Origin of the sequence: Paenibacillus sp. GYB006, from assembly GCF_036577645.1 — a bacterium.
Taxonomy (GTDB): domain Bacteria; phylum Bacillota; class Bacilli; order Paenibacillales; family Paenibacillaceae; genus Paenibacillus.
In genome coordinates this window covers 818,206-836,231 of sequence record NZ_JARBDA010000001.1, presented here as the reverse complement: position 1 = coordinate 836,231, position 18,026 = coordinate 818,206, and the positions used below count along the sequence as shown (strand labels likewise).

General features: G+C 40.9%; 13 protein-coding genes and 1 riboswitch. Of the genes, 4 read left to right on the top strand and 9 right to left on the bottom strand.

Annotation, left to right across the window (positions count from 1 at the left end):
* Nucleotides 1–18 precede the first annotated feature (18 nt).
* The gene (locus PV403_RS04015) at nt 19–495 is read right to left on the bottom strand and encodes a GNAT family N-acetyltransferase (RefSeq protein ID WP_213535706.1); all 477 of its coding nucleotides are present in this window, start codon (nt 493–495) and stop codon (nt 19–21) included.
* Nucleotides 496–696: 201 nt separating this feature from the next.
* Here PV403_RS04015 and PV403_RS04010 point away from each other — a divergent pair, with 201 nt between their 5' ends.
* Both PV403_RS04010 and PV403_RS04005 read left to right on the top strand, forming a co-directional pair.
* Nucleotides 697–1,164 (top strand): MarR family winged helix-turn-helix transcriptional regulator, encoded by a 468-nt coding sequence (locus PV403_RS04010; RefSeq protein WP_332083669.1) that lies wholly within the window; start codon nt 697–699, stop codon nt 1,162–1,164.
* Between the two features lie 70 nt (nt 1,165–1,234).
* Nucleotides 1,235–2,431, top strand: a complete 1,197-nt coding sequence (locus PV403_RS04005) for an MFS transporter (RefSeq protein WP_332083668.1) — start codon at nt 1,235–1,237, stop codon at nt 2,429–2,431.
* Between the two features lie 59 nt (nt 2,432–2,490).
* Here the strand turns inward: PV403_RS04005 and PV403_RS04000 are convergent, their stop codons facing one another.
* Both PV403_RS04000 and yicI read right to left on the bottom strand, forming a co-directional pair.
* Entirely contained in the window at nt 2,491–3,771 is a 1,281-nt protein-coding gene (locus PV403_RS04000) for an MFS transporter (protein WP_332083667.1), read from the bottom strand.
* A gap of 187 nt (nt 3,772–3,958) precedes the next feature.
* A complete protein-coding gene (gene yicI, locus PV403_RS03995) occupies nt 3,959–6,277 on the bottom strand; it encodes an alpha-xylosidase (RefSeq protein WP_332083666.1) in 2,319 nt (772 codons plus the stop codon).
* Between the two features lie 201 nt (nt 6,278–6,478).
* On the opposite strand from yicI, the gene PV403_RS03990 reads away from it, so the two are divergent.
* The gene (locus PV403_RS03990) at nt 6,479–7,402 is read left to right on the top strand and encodes a helix-turn-helix transcriptional regulator (RefSeq protein WP_213535701.1); all 924 of its coding nucleotides are present in this window, start codon (nt 6,479–6,481) and stop codon (nt 7,400–7,402) included.
* Nucleotides 7,403–7,454: 52 nt separating this feature from the next.
* On the opposite strand, the gene PV403_RS03985 is transcribed toward PV403_RS03990, so the two are convergent.
* From PV403_RS03985 to PV403_RS03965, 5 genes are all read right to left on the bottom strand, one after another.
* Nucleotides 7,455–8,387, bottom strand: coding sequence for a hypothetical protein (locus PV403_RS03985; protein ID WP_332083665.1), 933 nt, complete (start codon nt 8,385–8,387; stop codon nt 7,455–7,457).
* A 28-nt stretch (nt 8,388–8,415) separates the two neighbouring features.
* Nucleotides 8,416–8,508, bottom strand: a riboswitch (cyclic di-GMP riboswitch).
* 266 nt (nt 8,509–8,774) lie between these two features.
* Complete coding sequence (gene ade / locus PV403_RS03980; protein ID WP_332083664.1) at nt 8,775–10,592, bottom strand: adenine deaminase; 1,818 nt, start codon at nt 10,590–10,592, stop codon at nt 8,775–8,777.
* A gap of 264 nt (nt 10,593–10,856) precedes the next feature.
* Nucleotides 10,857–13,226, bottom strand: coding sequence for an RNA polymerase recycling motor HelD (gene helD, locus PV403_RS03975; protein WP_332083663.1), 2,370 nt, complete (start codon nt 13,224–13,226; stop codon nt 10,857–10,859).
* A 30-nt stretch (nt 13,227–13,256) separates the two neighbouring features.
* Complete coding sequence (locus tag PV403_RS03970) at nt 13,257–13,727, bottom strand: pyridoxamine 5'-phosphate oxidase family protein (protein WP_332083662.1); 471 nt, start codon at nt 13,725–13,727, stop codon at nt 13,257–13,259.
* Between the two features lie 108 nt (nt 13,728–13,835).
* Nucleotides 13,836–14,900, bottom strand: a complete 1,065-nt coding sequence (locus PV403_RS03965) for an FUSC family protein (RefSeq protein ID WP_213535696.1) — start codon at nt 14,898–14,900, stop codon at nt 13,836–13,838.
* 372 nt (nt 14,901–15,272) lie between these two features.
* Here PV403_RS03965 and PV403_RS03960 point away from each other — a divergent pair, with 372 nt between their 5' ends.
* A complete protein-coding gene (locus PV403_RS03960) occupies nt 15,273–16,493 on the top strand; it encodes a stalk domain-containing protein (protein WP_332083661.1) in 1,221 nt (406 codons plus the stop codon).
* A gap of 74 nt (nt 16,494–16,567) precedes the next feature.
* Here PV403_RS03960 and PV403_RS03955 read toward each other — a convergent pair whose 3' ends face one another.
* Entirely contained in the window at nt 16,568–18,001 is a 1,434-nt protein-coding gene (locus PV403_RS03955; protein ID WP_213535692.1) for an NAD-dependent malic enzyme, read from the bottom strand.
* Nucleotides 18,002–18,026 lie beyond the last annotated feature (25 nt).

The following is an 18,026-nucleotide window of genomic DNA, read 5'->3' as shown; positions in this document are numbered from 1 at the left end:
CGAACCCTGGGTATACAATCAAGATTTTGTAATTGTAAGAAGATTATAATGCCAAAATTCATTGTCTCGTATGTATCCTTCAGACTCATATAACTTCTGGGCTGCACTATTATGTGCTGAAGTGGATAAAGTCAGTCCTTTTGCTCCTGTAAGGCGGGCCAAATGTTCTGCTTCTTGAAGCAGAGCTCTTCCAGCTCCCAATCTTCTAGCTTCTTTTCTTACATAGAGATCATTTAAGATCCACAGAGACTGAAGGGAAATGGACGAAAAGGAGGGATATAGTTGTACAAAACCAACGGGCTCATCTGTTCCTTTTATCTCAGCGTAAAAAATGACAGATTGCTCATTTTCCATTCTCTCCATCAAAAAAACTTCAGCACCCTTTGGATCAGACTCCTGTTCATAGAATACACGGTACTCATCAAATAAAATTGCAAGTGCAGATATATCCTTTTTTTCGGCGCGTTTTATAGTCAGCTTGTCCCTGTTAGTCATGGGAATCCCTCTTCTCTCATTTTAGTTCACTCCTAGATTATAAGAAACATTCATGCTTTGTTATATATAGTTTACACCAAAAAGTTTGCATAATATGGAAAAAATTCGTATAGCTAGTTTTATAAAATTCTTTGACACGAATAAAAACATTTAATAATATTAGTGTGACAAGTATTTTATAGAGGAGGGTTAACTAACACATTGAATAAGTTTACACTTGAACATTCGCTTGGGTTTATGCTTGGCGTTGCTCATAGACGCTCTATTCATTTAATGAATCAACTTTTGAAAGAATACGAAATTACAACAGAGCAATGGTCTGTTCTATTTCACATCTACTCCCACGAAGGTTTGAATCAACGCGAAATTGCCTCAAGAGCTTATAAGGATCAACCAACGACTACACGGATTATTGACATGCTGGAAAAGAAAAGTTTAGTCGTTCGTAAACCGAATCCTGCCGATCGCAGAGCGTATGAATTATTTCTTACAGATGAAGGTGCTCATCTATGCCGTTTAATTCTTCCTCTTGAAGAAAAATTAAATGCAGATTTTGCTGAGATCATTCCCGAAGAAGACATGAAAGTTTTTCTCCGAGTATTAAATGACTACCACAACCATGTGCAAAAACAACAAGAAGTACACGAACAGAAGAACAGCTCAAAGTAACAGGATGTGAGGGCGAAAGCTCCCCTCCTGTTTAGAGCCGCTCTAGAAATGAAGGAGATTAAACTTAATTATGCAGCTAGGGAAAAACCGATTATGGACCAAAGAGTTCATTATACTAACTTTATGTAACTTTTTACTATTCTTACAACTTCACATGATTATCTCTACCTTACCCACTTACGTGCAGGGAGAATTTAAAGCCAGTTCATTTCAAGTGAGTTTATTCACGACCCTCTTTGCACTAAGTGCGATTGCAGCACGTATTTATTCAGCCAAACAGCTGGAAAAAGGAAATCGAAATAAAATGATATATTTAGGTATTGTTATTATCTTGCTTGTTACCCTGGGTTATTATTTCGCTGCTGTAATGGGTGTACTCCTTGTCATGCGGATGATATTCGGCATTGGTTTTGGGTTAAGCAGCACAGCCTTTCCTACAATGGCCACGGATGTCATCCCCGTTAAGAGAATGGGTGAAGGAATGGGATATTTCGGACTATCCACCAGTTTAGCCATGTCCATTGGTCCTGTTATTGGGCTTGCCATACTGAACTCATCAGGATTTACTGTGCTTACGTGGGCTACTGCACTTGTTATCCTCATTATCGCTCCGCTAAGTTATATACTGACTTCGAAAAGTCCGAAACCAAAAGCACCTTTTGAATCTCCTTTTACTAATGAAAAGAAAACAGGATTTAACAAAGCTCTCATTATACCTTCTGTCCTTAATATGCTTCTCGCTGTTACTTATGGTGGTATTGTCAGCTTTATTGCCCTGTTCGGCAAAGAAAATGGGATCGATAACGCTGCTTTATTTTTCTTATTTAACGCTTTGGCTATTCTTATTGTCCGTCCTTTTGCAGGACGCATCTATGATACAAAAGGTCACCTTGCTCTTGTAATCCCTGGATCTATACTTGTCATTACAGGGCTTGTACTCCTTTCTAATATTAGTTCGACTATCGGATTATTTGTTTCTGCTTTCCTGTTTGGACTTGGATATGGTGCACTGCAGCCATCTTTTCAGACCTGGATGATTCAAGTCGTATCCCCAGCGCAAAGAGGTCTCGCGAATGGCATGTTTTTAAATACGCTTGATTTCGGGATCGCTCTTGGTTCATTGGTACTTGGAGTCATTGCCACTTTTACAGGATACAATCTGATGTTTCGTTACTCAGCTCTCTTCGTCCTTCTCTTACTCATTATTTATCTCGTCCACATGAGCAAGGCTAGAAGAACAAAAATGAATGAAACTACATCTATGTAAATCACATTACATATGCAGCAAAGCCCATTCTTTCGACCGAAGGAATGGGCTTTGTTATGTTATGCTTTACGCTTAATTCGAATAAAGCTTTTCCCACCTAACCGATAATGCTTACTGCCTGTATTCTTTCCAGAACCGGTTCCTTCATTTTGTTTCGGTTTTATTGCAAACAATGTGAGTAACGCTCCTACAGCTGCAACACCTGCTAATATGGAGAACAGCACGAAATGTGAGGTGTTTAACAGCAGCGAAATGATAGGCGGCCCAAGAGATACCCCAATAAAACGCATACTGCTGAATAAAGAGGTAATTGTTCCTCTATGTTCCTTCTCTACACCTTCTGTTATCAATGTATCCAGACATGGCAAAGTTGCGCCAATACCGATTCCTCCCACTGTAAAAACGCCCACTACATAATAAATGGATTTTGAAAAACCCATAGTAAATAAAGCTGCTGTCAAAATGACAAGTCCAATAAACCCGATCCACTTCATTCGTGATTTATGACTGCCAATGATTTTACCGCTCACAAAAGAGGATAAACAAAGCATTGCCAAGGGGATTGCCAGTACAAATCCTTTTGTTATGCCATCTATACCGTACTTGCTCTCAAGAATTTCAGATAAGTAAAAAAGTACACCAAAAATAACAAACATGCAAATACATCCCACCGCAAAAATAGCGTATAACCAGCGCCCTTTTTCTACCATGACTTCTTTAAGGGAGCGAAGAAATTGCCGCAAAGGTGGTACTTCTTTATGTTTTTTGGGTGTTCTCACTAAAAAAATGACAAGTAATAAAGAAATGATACAGAGTGCGGGAATCATTAAAAATGGTGAATACCATAACCAGGCTCCAAGCGCTGCCCCAATGATCGGGCTGAGCACTTTTCCAAAAGTGTTGGATGTTTCAACAATCCCCAAACTTGCGCTTACTTCTTTTTCGTCATCAAACATATCCCCTACGAGTGGAATAACAATGGGAAAAGCTCCAGCTGCACCGATACCTTGCAATAATCTTCCGCCTATAATTGTCCAGTAAGCGGCTCCGTCTGTCATGAACCAGGCAGCGAATCCTGAAATAGCTCCACCTATAGCAGCAATCGCAAGAGAGGGAATGATGATCGCTTTTCTTCCAAAACGATCCGATAAGTACCCAGCTATGGGAATTAAAATAATGGCCACTACAGCATAAACTGTAATCAGCATGCTCACTTGAAATGTAGAAACCCCCAGTTTTTTGCCGATCTGCGGTAAGATAGGGATTAGAGCTGAATTGCCTAAAGTCATAATAAGCGGAATAGAGGCCAGAGCAGCTAGATCCCATTTCTTATCTTTCATTACATACCCACCTCAGCTGCTTTCGGTTATTCATTTGACCCTAATTATGATTAGGATACGAAACCATATTAAGATCAAACGACGTTCTTAATATGGTTGTATCTCTTTGAAATTATGCAATTATCATTGTTATAAAACACAAAAAAGAAGGCGCTGCGTTTATGCATCGCCTTCTTTACCAATTATTTTAGAGCTCTATCGTAAACGTCCCGTTGTTCTTCTCAGGTGTAAATACCAGACCATGATCTCCTTTGGACATAGACCCGCCGTTTACTCCCGCTACTTCATGAATATCACGTAATACCAGAGACCACGCTTTTCCTTCTCCGGCTGCGGACACTTTAAGCTCGGAACCTGTGCGATTGACCGTTACTGCCAGTTCTTCTTTAGCTTTCGTACTGAACACTTTTGCTTCCGCAGTAGCTTGATCTGCCAGTTCAAACAAATGCAAAGCGACTCCATCTGCGTAATCATATTCGATAACGTCATTAACCGCACCGACTGCAATTAGACTATTTGGTTTTATCATCATCGGCAGTGTACGGAAACTGTGGTTTTCTTGAATGAATCTTCCACCTGCCACTTTATCGCCCGTGAGGAAGTTCGTCCATGTTCCTTCAGGTAGATAATAGCTTACGTCTCCTTCGATATTAAAGACAGGAGCAACAAGAATCGAATCCCCCAGCATATACTGTGTATCCAGCCCAAATGTTGCAGGATCGTTCGGGAACTCCAGCATCATAGCGCGCATCATTGGGATACCTTGTACGGTTGAGTCTTTAGCTGCATGGAACAAGTAAGGCATTAGGCTGATTTTAAGTTTCGTGAAATCACGAACTACATCAACGGACTCATCATCAAACAACCAAGGTACACGGTATGAAGTGCTGCCATGCAGGCGGCTGTGCGAAGATAACAATCCAAATTGAACCCAGCGTTTATATACATCTGCCGGTGCCGTGTTTTCGAAGCCGCTGATATCATGACTCCAGAATCCAAATCCAGACAATCCTAGAGACAGACCCCCTCGAAGAGACTCCGCCATGGATTCATATGTAGCTGAGCAATCTCCGCCCCAGTGTACAGGGAATTGCTGACCACCTGCTGTTGCGGAACGCGCAAAGAGTGCTGCCTCATTTTTACCGAGTTTCTCTTCAAGCAATTCAAAAACCGCTTTATTGTAAAGTTGAGTATAATAATTGTGCATTTTCACCGGATCTGATCCGTCATAATACACCACATCTGTAGGAATTCTTTCACCAAAGTCCGTTTTAAAAGAATCTACGCCTTGGTCAATGAGTACAGACAGTTTGCTCTTATACCATTCCACTGCATCTGGATTTGTGAAATCAACAAGTCCCATGCCTGCTTGCCACAGATCCCATTGCCATACACTGCCGTCAGCTGTTTTCACTAGGTATCCATTTTCCATACCTTCATCAAAGAGATAGGATTTTTCGGCAATATAAGGATTAATCCAAGCACAAATTTTGAGACCTTTATCTTTCAGTCTGCGAATCATCCCTTCTGGATCTGGGAACATTTCTTCATCCCATACAAAATCAGACCACTGATATTCTTTCATCCAGAAACAATCAAAATGGAATACGGATAACGGCAAGTCTCTCTCTGCCATACCATCAACAAAATGATTTACTGTCGCTTCATCATAATCGGTAGTAAAGGAAGTCGTCAGCCACAGACCAAATGTCCAAGCCGGCGGCAACGCTGGTTTACCTGTTAAAGCAGTGTAGTTATTCAGCACGTCTTTTGGATTATCGCCGCCGATGATGAAGTACTCTAGCGTTTCACCTTCAACACTGAATTGTACTTTGGACACATTCTCGGATGCCACCTCGTAAGAGACACGCTCAGGATGGTTAACAAATACACCATATCCTTTATTAGATAGGTAGAAAGGAATGTTTTTATAGGCTTGTTCACTGCTTGTACCGCCGTCTTCATTCCAAATATCTACCACTTGGCCATTTTTCACAAAGGGTGTGAAACGTTCGCCAAGTCCATATATATACTCGCCTACACCCAGATCGAGTTGTTCACGGAAATACGCTTCTTTATTAGGACCTGTAATGTATCCGGCTGCTCTGCTTCCGCTGCCCGTGATGCGCTTGCCATCGTATTGAAACTGTATATCCCATCCGTTCGTTTTGTCCACATGAACACTTAACTTGCCGCTTTGAAGTACTGCACCTTGCTCATCTTTATGAATAGATACATCTGTATCTTGATTATAAATTTCAAAAGCAGGACCATGGTCTACTTTCCCTTTATGATGGTTCAAAGTTACCTTAATTACGTTTGGCGTCGGTGAACTATAAGTCGCTTTAAGCAGCGTACCATTTAATGTATCCCCTTTTACCAAAATACGCTTTGTAGCTGCATGTACCGTAATTGAATCTCCCTTTTGAACAATGTCGCGAATATCAGTGGGGTTCTGAATTTGATACCCTTCGCGTACTAGCCAGAATCCGTCTGTAAATTTCATTGTTTCTTACCCCCTTCAGTTATACTATAATGATATTGATATAATTTGGTTTTTTCTTACGATATTTTGATGAATAGTATCACTATTCTGATATTTTCAGCTATTCTTACCCGTTTATTTGTCTACCTGGGCCTATTAATGGAAGCGATTGCAATTTTATAAAGATTTATATGTGAAAAAAGAGAGGCGTGAACCGTTTATATGAACAAAGAATTGCTTCGTGAAAATCGAGTCCATGGACATTCTTTATTTCCTGTCAGTGTATATCCAAAAGTAAATCAGCTGAATGGGGACAGTATCCTGGATTGCCACTGGCATGATGAAATGGAGATTATACTCATGGAACAAGGTACTGCTGTATTTCATGTAGATATGAATGTATATGAGGTTAGTGCAGGGGACGCTATCTTTGTGGGAAGCGGAGAAATACATGCCGGTTATCTGTTAGGTGACGAACGCTGTATTTTTTCAGCCATTGTATTTGATTCAAGATGGCTGGCCGGACCTTCCTATGATGCTTTGCAGGAGAATTTATTCGATCCGTTACTGACAAAGAGACTCCTTCCTCCGCGCCATATTAAGAAAAGCACAGCATGGGGATCTTCAATTCTTCATTACATCCACCAGATTTTGCATGATCACGAGGTAAAGAGTCGAACGCTCGAAATTTCTACAAAAGCTCATTTGTATCTGATCTTCGCTGACATGTTTGAACAAATGCAGCTGGATGATAAAGCGTCGGGGGTTACAGGCAGCCCAGATAAAATTGATCGGATTAAAGTTGCCCTGGGTTATGTACACGAGCATTACAGTGAAAACATGAAGCTGAAAGATTTAGCCTCTCACCTTAATATGAGCGAAGGACATTTCTGTCGTTTTTTTAAACAGATGGTACAGAAGAGCCCTATTGACTATATTAATCACTATCGAATTCAGAAAGCCTGCAAGCTGCTCGAAAATACAAACTATAAAGTAGTTGATATTGCTCTCGAAGTCGGGTTCGATAATCTCAGTTATTTCATTACTCTTTTCAAAAAACAAAAACAATTGACTCCTTCGCAGTATCGCAAACTTTTCTATGAACAAATCGCAATCGAAGCTTTACAATATAATGAGACCACATAGAGAAAAAGGTGCCAAAGAGTATCCATTGAGGATCTCTTAGCACCTTTTTTTATTAACGTCTTGCGAGCTTTAACCAGCTGGCATATTCATGAATTGATATTCCGGAATACGAGCTATGAATGCTAGCTTTTTGTTCAACTAATGTAAGCTGCTGGGCCATATACTCAGGTCCTTCTTCATAAAACGTAATGAAATCTCCTTCATTACTTTGATTCGTTTCCACAGCTATGGATACTTTCTTGCCAAGAGCAGAAGCTTCAGCCAGTTCATCAGAAGCCACATCATAGATCGCACTTGCTTTATCACGATAAGCCATAACGGTAACCGAATCATACTGACGAATCATCCAGCTGCTTATTTTCATATCTTTATCAGGAGTTGTATAGTTATCAAGCCAAAACGGAATATCTGCTCCGATCTCCATGTCTAGACGCTTGGCTTCACCAGTCAAATAATTCACATTCGATTGCCACTGTTTCACTACCTCATCAAGATCCTCTTTCCATTCAGGAAGAACGTGAGGCTCAATATCCACATGAATCCCGGAGAATTTTTCAGTCTCACTTGCTTCATTCTGGTAGTTCTCAATCCAATCTATAAAATCGACCAAACCTTGTCTGGATTTGGTAAGTCCCCATGAAGGACGACCATCTAAAATCTCCACTTTAATTCCTGCAAGCGTTGCATTATGTATAAAAGATTGATAATAACGATTCCGCACATCACGATTGATTTGTAAATAAATAACGTTTAGGTTATTCTCCTTAGCAAAGGTTAGAACAGAATCGGGTGCTGTTTTAATCTGCGTTGTATCCCACAGCCAAGTGGCAGTTTGACTCGCCGGAACTGAAGTAGATTGGGTAACCTTCGTAGCTTTCATTGCTCCAGTAGCTTCCACTTCTCCGATCGTTCCTGCCCATGGTACGAATGCGATAACGGTTGCCAAGATCATGGCGCTTAATTTCCTGCTGTTTTTTCTCCACATATGTCTGCACACTCCTTCGATTTTTCACGTCGGCAACCGGCTATCATCGTAAGTCCTAAGACTCACTTTAGACCCTATGGCTTTGCGTCTTTACCTTTCGGTAAATTTGCCCTCAGTGTATACACAACTATCCAATAGTCACAGCCTTTTTCTCTTTAATCAATAATTTGAACTAGTCTTAACCATTTCAGAAATACGAAAGTCTCATTTTCTCCTTTTGAGAGAAGGTCAAAAGCCTTACATTATATATTTCGTAATTAATACGCAGTCTGATTATAGGTCTTAAGACTCATTTAGGTATATTACACTATAATTTCATAAAATAAAACAAAAAATAGGTGAGCAGACATGCGTCTGCTCACCTATTCAGGAGGATAACTACTTATATTATTCAAATAAGGAAACAATCTTAATTCCATCTGCGGAGATCTGAACAAGCCCTTTATCAGATAAGCGAAGTTCTGGAATAACCACTAACGCAAGTAAAGATAAGGTCATAAATGCATTATTAAGATTACATCCTGCACTTTGTAATGCAGTACTGATTCCTGCTGATTGCGATGCGACCACTTCAAATGGTTCGGTAGACATCAGACCCGCAATTTGCAGTGGAAATTCTGTTGTCCCTTCTTCCGTTATAACTACAACTCCGCCCTGCATTGCCGCTACCCGATTAGCTGCTTCAGCCATTAGCTCATCATTTGTGCCAATGACCATCAAATTGTGGCTGTCATGGGCTACCGTCATCGCGATAGCTGCTGGGCTATGGAATCCCACCCCTGAAACAAGGGCAACGGATTTATCACCCGTCATATGATGTCTTTCGATGACAGCAATTTTGCAAATATCCTTTGCAGTACTCAGTTTTACTAACCCAGACTCAACTTCTACGTGTTCCCATATTTCTTTTGTTTCTACATGATTCTCTGTCACTTGAATGATTCTTGCTTTGATCTCTCCCTCCGAGATCGGAGCCATAATACGAAAATCTTCTGGTCGCACGGATTCTGAAAGGTGAACTGTACCCAGCGCGTCCTCAGGATATACATAGGTTTCCCATTCTGCAACCATTTTTCCTGAGCGTGCCACCACTTGCCCGGCAGCAATCGTCGTATCTACGTTTACATCGGCAAGACGTCCCTTTAATAGAATAATATCTGCAATGGAACCAGGAGTAATCGAACCTACATCCCGTTGAACTCCAAACCGTTCCGCTGTATTAATGGTTGCCATCTGGAAAGCTGTGATCGGTTTTAGCCCCTGAGAAATCGCATGTCTAACAACAAAATTCATATGCCCTTCCTCCAGCAAGGACTCTGAACTTCGATCATCAGTGACGAGCATCATCCGCCGAGTATCAAGACCAAGCTCTGTTGCAGCTTTTACCGTTTCTGCAACATCATGCCACGCAGATCCTTGTCGTAGTTTTGCATACATCCCAAGCCGAATTCGCTCTAGAACGTCTTCCTTTGTTACGCATTCATGATCTCCGGTAACGCCTGCAGCAGCGTAAACAGGAAGTCTCCAATCATCAGACGCCCAAGTAAAATGACCGTCCACTGCCTTTCCGGCTCTGAGTGTTGCTTCAATTTCGCCAATCATTTTATCTTCACCATAGACTACACCCGGAAAGTTCATCACTTCACCAAGTCCAATCATATCGTCTCCCCAAGATAAAGCCTCTGCTACTTCCTCTGGACCAATCCAGGCACCTGTCGTTTCAAGCTCAGGACTTGTAGAAGGCACACAGGAAGGAGCCTGCATATATGCTGCCATCGGAGTTATTCTTGCTTCCTCCAGCATGTACTTAAGCCCTTTTAAACCTAATACATTTGAGATCTCATGCGCATCAAAGAACCCCCCTGTTGTTCCAAGTGGCAGAACTGCTCTCGCAAACTCGGATACTTTCAGCTGCGTACTTTCAATATGGCAATGACCATCAAGCAACCCTGGTGCAATATACATTCCTGTTGCATCTATAATTTCAGTATCTGGCCCAATCGTATGTGAGACATCTTTACCAACATAAGCAATTCTTGCTCCTTGTACTGCTACCGACATCTGTTCGATAATTTCACCAGAAATTACATTAACAAGAGATCCACCTTGAATAACCATTGTAGCTTTCAAATCGCCTCTTGCAGTTGCTACTAGATCCTTTACACACTCCGCTAATCCAGGTCTTTCGAAACGTTTTGTTTTCAAGTATGATCTCCCCCATTCATTTACTCCAAAAAAATATATTGTTAACGATTATAGTGGTCTACGTCTCGCATGTAAATAAATTTAACTCAAAAAATCAATATTCCGTTGAAATGACTGGATAATATTACATTTATATATCAATATATAACATAGGATAAATAATATCCCTTTCATCATATGTAAAATAATTGAAAAATGTACTTCTCACTCCCAATTATCTAATAAAAAAAGCACTCCAGATTTTCATCTGAAATGCTTTCTCTTTTATTGGCTACGTAACTCCTTGCTTCGTTTGTACTTCTCAGAAGGCACATCCGCAATAAACGGACTAACCGGACCGAGAGAGTAAATATCCAGCAAATGCATAGCTCTTGTACAAGCGGTATAGAACAGCTTCCGTTCACTTTCTGCTGCATACATTTCTTTTGATCCATCATAAATAATGACAGCATCAAATTCGACGCCTTTTGCAAGATATGCCGGGATGATCTGCACACCTTTGTCGAAACCGAGTGTTGTTTTCTTGACAAGTTTCGATGGCATACTGAGTTTATTAGACATTCTCTCATATACATCTTTACTTTGGTCTGCTGTTTTACATATGACAGCTATCGATTCATAACCTTCCGAAATTAATTGTTCCAATTGATGATGGATGGCTTCTTCCATTTTGAGGGACTGATTATACTCGTGAACTGTCGGCAGTTCTCCTTCCCGATTAAATGGAACAATCTCTTCCCCATTCGGCAGCATTGCTTTTGTAAATTCCACAATTTCTTTCGTCGAGCGATAGCTTCGTGTCAAACGAATTACTTCGGTCGATTCCGTTCCAAATATCTCACCTAGCGGACTTGTCGCCTGTAGTACAGACGAGTGCGCATAGATCGCTTGATTAAAGTCACCAAGTGCCGTGATTTTGGCCCGAGGAAAGATTCGTTTGAAGAACGCTAACTGAAATGGAGAATAATCCTGTGCTTCATCAATAATGACATGGCGAATGCCTGCAAAAATCCGGAATCCAAGCAGAGAATCCTTTAAATATAAAAATGGTGTTGTATCTTCATATGCCAGTTCCTGAGCTTGCAAATGATCGGTAGTAAACCGGCTAATCTCCTCCCATGCAGAAGGTAAGTTCACCCCTGATGAAATGAAAGACAGTACCTCAGGATCATTAAAAATAGCGCGATACAACTTTTTCATATCCACAAAACGGATAGCTTTCACCCATTTTCTCAGCGGCTTCAGCCGATCCGATACAACCATTTTCGCTAAAATCTCTCGCTCTAAATCATAATCATCAAAGGTTTCCTTCTTGCCTTGCTGTTTCCGTTTCAGTCTCTGATATGCCCGGTGATAATCTTCCTTACTGAGAAGCTGAATCTGTTCATCTACCCAAGGTGCATCCAGTTCACTTTTTCCAAATAGAGACAATTCTTTTAAGAGCCAATCTTTTAACAGCTCTAAACGGTTAGCAATACGAATGCTTTGATCATACTCATAAAACTTTATACGGATTTGTTCTGCTGATACGACTTCTCTGCCCAGAAAACGCAGCGGCCTAAACATCATGCCCCGCTGAGCCAGCATTTCTCTATATTTCGTAATCATGGTCAGGAACGACGGAGATGATTTGAATTCAATCCCTTGAATTCTAGCCTCATAGGAAGGATCAGTTTTCTGCGACAATACATACTCTAATTGCACAAATGGATCTTCCAGCTGATATTCTCTGCCGATTCTGCGCTCTAAATATTCTTGGAATGTAGTTTGAAGCATGTTTTCCTCACCGAGCTCAGGCAGTACGGTAGACACATAGCTGTTAAACATAGGGTTCGGTGAAAATAAGATCATCTGATCTGCTTTCAGGTGTTCTCTATCTTTATATAATAAATAAGCCACACGCTGGAGAGCTGCTGATGTTTTTCCACTTCCCGCCGCTCCTTGTACGATTAGAAATTTGCTCTTATCATTTCGAATAATTTGATTTTGTTCTTTCTGAATCGTTGCCACAATGCTCTTCATTGTCGCGTCAGAACTCCGGCTTAATACCGCCTGCAGTAATTGATCACCAATCGTGACCCCGGTATCGAACATGAACTTAATATCCGCATCTCGAATGGTGAACTGGCGTTTCAGTGTAATGTCACCTTCAATTAATCCGGAGGGCGTGTCATATGAAGAATGACCGGGAGCCCCATCGTAGTATAAATTAGAGATCGGTGCCCGCCAGTCATACACTAGAAAATCCTGTTCTTTTTCTGATAAGAAAGAGGCAATTCCGAGATAGATAGACTCCTTCTCCTCAGAACCTTCTTCTATAAAATCAATTCTCCCGAAGTAAGGACTCGAGACAAGCTTATTCATTTTACTAAGTGCTTGAAACGTATTTTTGTGACTGCGTTCGCGTTCAGAAAGCACTTCCGACTGCTGTCTTAAATTCGTTGAGGTTTCCCCAACATCATCCGCTTCACTGAAGTTAATCGTCACTTCATCCCAGAAGTCTTTTCTCATCTCAACGACTTCGCCGCGGACTGAACCGACTTCCTTTTCGAGTTTGGTAATCGCTTGTCGTATTTGTGTTGTTACTTCATCTACTCGTTCTTGTTCAAATTGCCACTCTTTGTCCGTGCTCAAGACGTTCTCTCCTTTGTACTCCACTTTATGTCAATATGGATTATGTTTTAGTATTTCAACTTGTGCCTGCCATCGATCAATTACACGATCGGGATTATGAAGTCTGACCTGTACTCCAGTCTCAATCTTGGCATACTTTGCTTGGTCTATTTTTAACGCATGAATATGCGCACTGAATCGCTCTCCTATATGTACATCAGAATGAACAGCAGAATGATGCTTCATCTGAAGTTTTATATAATATACAAGACCTTCATAAATAATAACGAGTTGCGCTTTTTTACTCCGCATGAGGTTTATGGTGGTCATCGTGTTTGGCCATAACATCAGGCGAAATGTATACGGATCAGCTGCAATCACTTCACCTACACTAATCATTGCAGAGTGAGGCCAGCCATCCTCGTTCACCGTCTGTAATAGGAAAGCCTCTCGCTGCTTATCTTTTAAATTTTCACCGCTCAGCAGTGTCATCAGTGCTTCTGGAATGGCGGTTTTCATCATCCTGATCGTCCCCCAAGCTCTACAAAAAGAATAAACCCGGACAATGTAGTCGGTGTCCGGGCTGTTTTATTATTGTATCCAATCCACAGAATGGATGCAAATAAACCACTATTTTTTCAACCAAGCAGAAAGGCCGTCTGAATTGTCTTTCGACTCTTCTGAATCGAGTATGTGATCAGCAAGCCTGTTTAGACGTTCTAACTGATATCCATAATCATACATTGCAGCAGCAACAATCGATAACCTTAACATTCCTTCTCTGTCGAATTCAATTCGCTCTATAGCTGATTCCATAAATTCCACATTCGTCCTAACGATCTCTTCCCCTTCATGATCGTTCGGTTTCAGCTTATCTTCAAATTTAAGCAGTACATGTTCATGAAATTTAATCAATTTTTCCAAGTGGTTGTCAAAATATTCATCCGTTTTCTCTGTTCTCTCTGACTGAAAATAATGTCTGTCTACTGCATCAAGTACAGCGTACCCTTTTTGGAGACTAGATAACATGAGTTTGTACACGACCATCTGTCTTGTTGTACTAAACTTCGCTCTTCTCAGCTTTTGGGTCTCTTCCTCAAATAAGCGATATTTATCTACAAGAGATTTGATCTGGCCCTCTAGGTCATTCTTTTCGTCGCGGAACACGGATTCCTTAATTTCATCGGATATCGAAGTTCGCAATAATAGCGACATCCGGTCAAATACACTGCGAATCTGCATAACAAACTGAATTTTAGGCTTTGGGGGTGATACAGTTACGTTAATAACCGATGCGCAAATAATTCCCACTAAGGTGAGTAAAAATCGATTAAGTGCATAATTCCAATCCCCTGAAGCTTCCATAATGGATACAACGGTCACCAGTGTGAGTCCAATGGTATCCCCCATGTTCAGTTTAAGACAAATACTTATAACGAGGATGCAAGCGGCACCCACCGCAATCGGTTCATTGGAGAATATCATTCCTCCAACTAGTGCAACAATGGCTCCAAGCGTAGTAGATTGAAGTTGGTCCAAAAAATACCGCCACGAACGGTATATGGAAGGCTGCATGGCAAAAATTGCGGCGATCGCTGCACCAACGGGTGACTGATCAATACCTAGCAGCATACTTACATAGAGGGCAAGTGTTACTGCTATACCGGTTTTCAATACACGAGCGCCAAATGACATGACTCTCCCCCCTCCTTATTTCTTTATGTTAATGGATGATTTCATTCTTTACTGTTTTATGTGTAGTTTAGCATTGTACTAGATGAATTTCCTAAAAAGCATAACGATTTATTGTAACATATCTTAGTATGACTTACGAGTATGTTTCTAACATATTTTTTTCAAAAAAAGTGTATTTGGTGTATCCTCCTCTAATAAAATAATGCTTATTCACTTGAATTATTTTTTATTAGAAAATAGTCCCAACTTTCTTGCATTAAATTTCCTCCAAAGGTAAACTAAATGTTTGCATTGTCTTATACTAGATTTAACCATACATCTTGTATTTGAGTTAGACAGTGCACTTACCCACAACCTAGAGGAGTTGACATCATGCTAAAAAAACAATGGGGGCTTATCACCCTCGCACTAGTAATGGTATGGTCCATCATGGGCAGCACTGTAAGTGCAGCTGCAGCACAGAACCAAATCCGAGTATATCTGGACCAGGTTGAAATGAAATTTGATGTTCCGCCAACAATTAAAAATGGAGTGACTTTTGTACAATTCCGTCCCCTTTTTGAAGGACTTGACTACACAGTAAAATGGAATAATGCAGATAAACGAATCAACGCGGACAATGGTGAGACCAAACTGCAATTAATTGTAGGCAAAAAATCTGCACACATTAATGGACAAAGAACAAAATTACCTGCTGCGCCTTACATAAGTAAAGGAAGCACGTTAGTTCCGCTTCGCTTTGTTGCAGAAGCTACCGGTTATAACGTAATCTGGGATCAAAAAAAGAAAACGATTCATATCGAAACAGGTAAAGTCGATGACAAAACAAAAACACAAGTCAATGCCTTCCTAAACAAACTGAGTCGTGCGGAAAATGAGCGCAGTATTGAGAAAGTGTCCGCATTAATCGATAACTATGCCCCTTTCTATGAAGAAATGATTCATGATTACAGTGAATACTTCAAATCACAGGGTCAAGTCACCTATACAAACATTAATCCTGTTAACATGTACGATTACGGAGCCACTGTGTTTGTAACAAAAACAAATACATGGAAGAGCGGACCTTTTTATTTTGATGTCAAACAGGAACTGATCCTGAAACTCACCAAGGCTTCAAATGGTAACCTGCAGTTATTCTATGAAGGTGTCATTTCAGAATCGTACGCAGCGGAACAACTCATCGGTAAGAAACCAGTTGTGCCGGTTAAAGCAACATCAGCTATTGAGGAAACATTAAATACACAGTACAAAGGATACAACACAGAGAATAAACAGCTCTTATTATCTGCATTTGATCCTACGACTTGGATTTATCGTGATCTAACCTCTGTTCTTGAGGACGGTTGGTTCGAAGAATTGGATTACAACTTATCAGCTGCTGAAATTAACATCGTACAATATGATGGCGAAACAGCTATCGTTCATGCAGAAGAAACAGATCTCGAAGGGGATCAAACAAGTATGTACTATATGAAACAAAACCTAGCAGGAAAATGGCTCATTGCTGACACTTTCGTTAAACTACATGATGAAGATGACGACAGCAGATCCTCTCTTAGTGATTCAAGAGAAGCGAAGTCCATACACTAAAATAAACCCGGAAACGCAATGCGTTTGCCGGGTTTTTCTTACTCTTAGCTCCTTCATGTGAGTATTGCGTTTCATCATGATTTGGTTTCATTGTTTTTTCTGGGGAACCTTCTGGCAACACCCGTCTGAATCGCAGCTTCAATGACTCGCTCTCGAATACTTTTCACAACACGATCATTAAATACGCTTGGAATAATGTAGTGTTTCGTGCGTTCTTCATCTGAAATGGATGAGGCAATGGCAGTGGCTGCTGCGAGTTTCATCTCTTCATTAATTACAGAAGCGCGGCAGTCGAGTGCGGCTCGAAAAATACCAGGAAAACACAAAACATTATTGATCTGATTCGGATAATCCGATCGTCCGGTGGCTGCGACTGCCACAATATCTTCGATTACACTCGGCATGATTTCAGGAACTGGATTTGCCATCGCAAATACGATCGGATCTTTTGCCATCGTAAGTATATGTTCCCTTGTAAGCAAGTTCCCTTTGGATACACCAATGAACACATCTGCACCTTTCAGAACTTCATGAAGCGTGCCTTCCTCGAGTTCCGGATTTGTCCGCTCTGCGTAACTCTGCCATACGGGATTATCATAGACTGCAGTGCGCACGAGTGCACCTTCACGATCGACGCCAATGAGTCGTTTTGCTCCGGCGGATAACAATATGTTACTGCAAGCTACTCCTGCAGCTCCAATTCCACAAATGACGATTTTACTATTTTCCAGCGTTTTTCCTGCGAGTTTAAGTGCATTAATCAGACCTGCATACAGGACTACGGCTGTACCATGCTGATCATCATGAAAAACAGGAATATCAAGTTCCTTGTTTAATCTTTCTTCGATTTCGAAACAACGCGGAGAGGAAATATCTTCTAGATTGATTCCTCCAAATGCAGGCGAGATCGCTTTTATCGTGCGAATAATTTCTTCTGTATCTTGAGTCTGCAGACATAGCGGAAAAGCATCAACGCCAGCAAACTGTTTGAATAACATTGCTTTACCTTCCATAACAGGCATCGCGGCTTCAGGACCGATATTGCCAAGCCCAAGTACAGCACTGCCGTCGGATACGACAGCTACCGTATTTCTTTTAATCGTTAATGAATAAGCTTTATGCGGTTCCTCTGCAATGGCAGTACAGATCCTTGCCACATCAGGAGTGTAGACCCTTGATAAATCTTCTCGGTTATTAATCGGCGTTTTGGGAGTGATTTCGATTTTTCCGCCCAAATGCAGGAGGAATGTACGGTCAGATACATTAATAATCGTAACGCCATCTAATTTACGAACTTGATCAATGATTCGTTTGTTCTGTTCACTATCCGTAATCGCTACCGTTAAATCACGGACCGTTACATCTTGATTGGTTGAAATGACGTCAATGGCAACAATGTCTCCACCAGCAATGGAGATGGCAGAAGCAACTTCTCCAAAATTAATTGTCTTTGTTTTCATTTCAAGGCGGATAATGATACTGTTTCCATCCAGATTACGCTGAATCATGATGTTCCCTCCCGCAAATAATATT

Excerpts from the sequence above, each read along its gene's own strand:
- PV403_RS03955 (WP_213535692.1), bottom strand. The coding sequence starts at position 18,001 with ATGATTCAGCGTAATCTGGATGGAAACAGTATCATTATCCGCCTTGAA.
- PV403_RS04005 (WP_332083668.1), top strand. The coding sequence starts at position 1,235 with ATGCAGCTAGGGAAAAACCGATTATGGACCAAAGAGTTCATTATACTA.
- PV403_RS03970 (WP_332083662.1), bottom strand. The coding sequence starts at position 13,727 with ATGATGAAAACCGCCATTCCAGAAGCACTGATGACACTGCTGAGCGGT.
- PV403_RS03965 (WP_213535696.1), bottom strand. The coding sequence starts at position 14,900 with ATGTCATTTGGCGCTCGTGTATTGAAAACCGGTATAGCAGTAACACTT.
- PV403_RS03985 (WP_332083665.1), bottom strand. The coding sequence starts at position 8,387 with ATGTGGAGAAAAAACAGCAGGAAATTAAGCGCCATGATCTTGGCAACC.
- PV403_RS04000 (WP_332083667.1), bottom strand. The coding sequence starts at position 3,771 with ATGAAAGATAAGAAATGGGATCTAGCTGCTCTGGCCTCTATTCCGCTT.
- yicI (WP_332083666.1), bottom strand. The coding sequence starts at position 6,277 with ATGAAATTTACAGACGGATTCTGGCTAGTACGCGAAGGGTATCAAATT.
- PV403_RS03990 (WP_213535701.1), top strand. The coding sequence starts at position 6,479 with ATGAACAAAGAATTGCTTCGTGAAAATCGAGTCCATGGACATTCTTTA.
- PV403_RS03960 (WP_332083661.1), top strand. The coding sequence starts at position 15,273 with ATGCTAAAAAAACAATGGGGGCTTATCACCCTCGCACTAGTAATGGTA.
- PV403_RS04015 (WP_213535706.1), bottom strand. The coding sequence starts at position 495 with ATGACTAACAGGGACAAGCTGACTATAAAACGCGCCGAAAAAAAGGAT.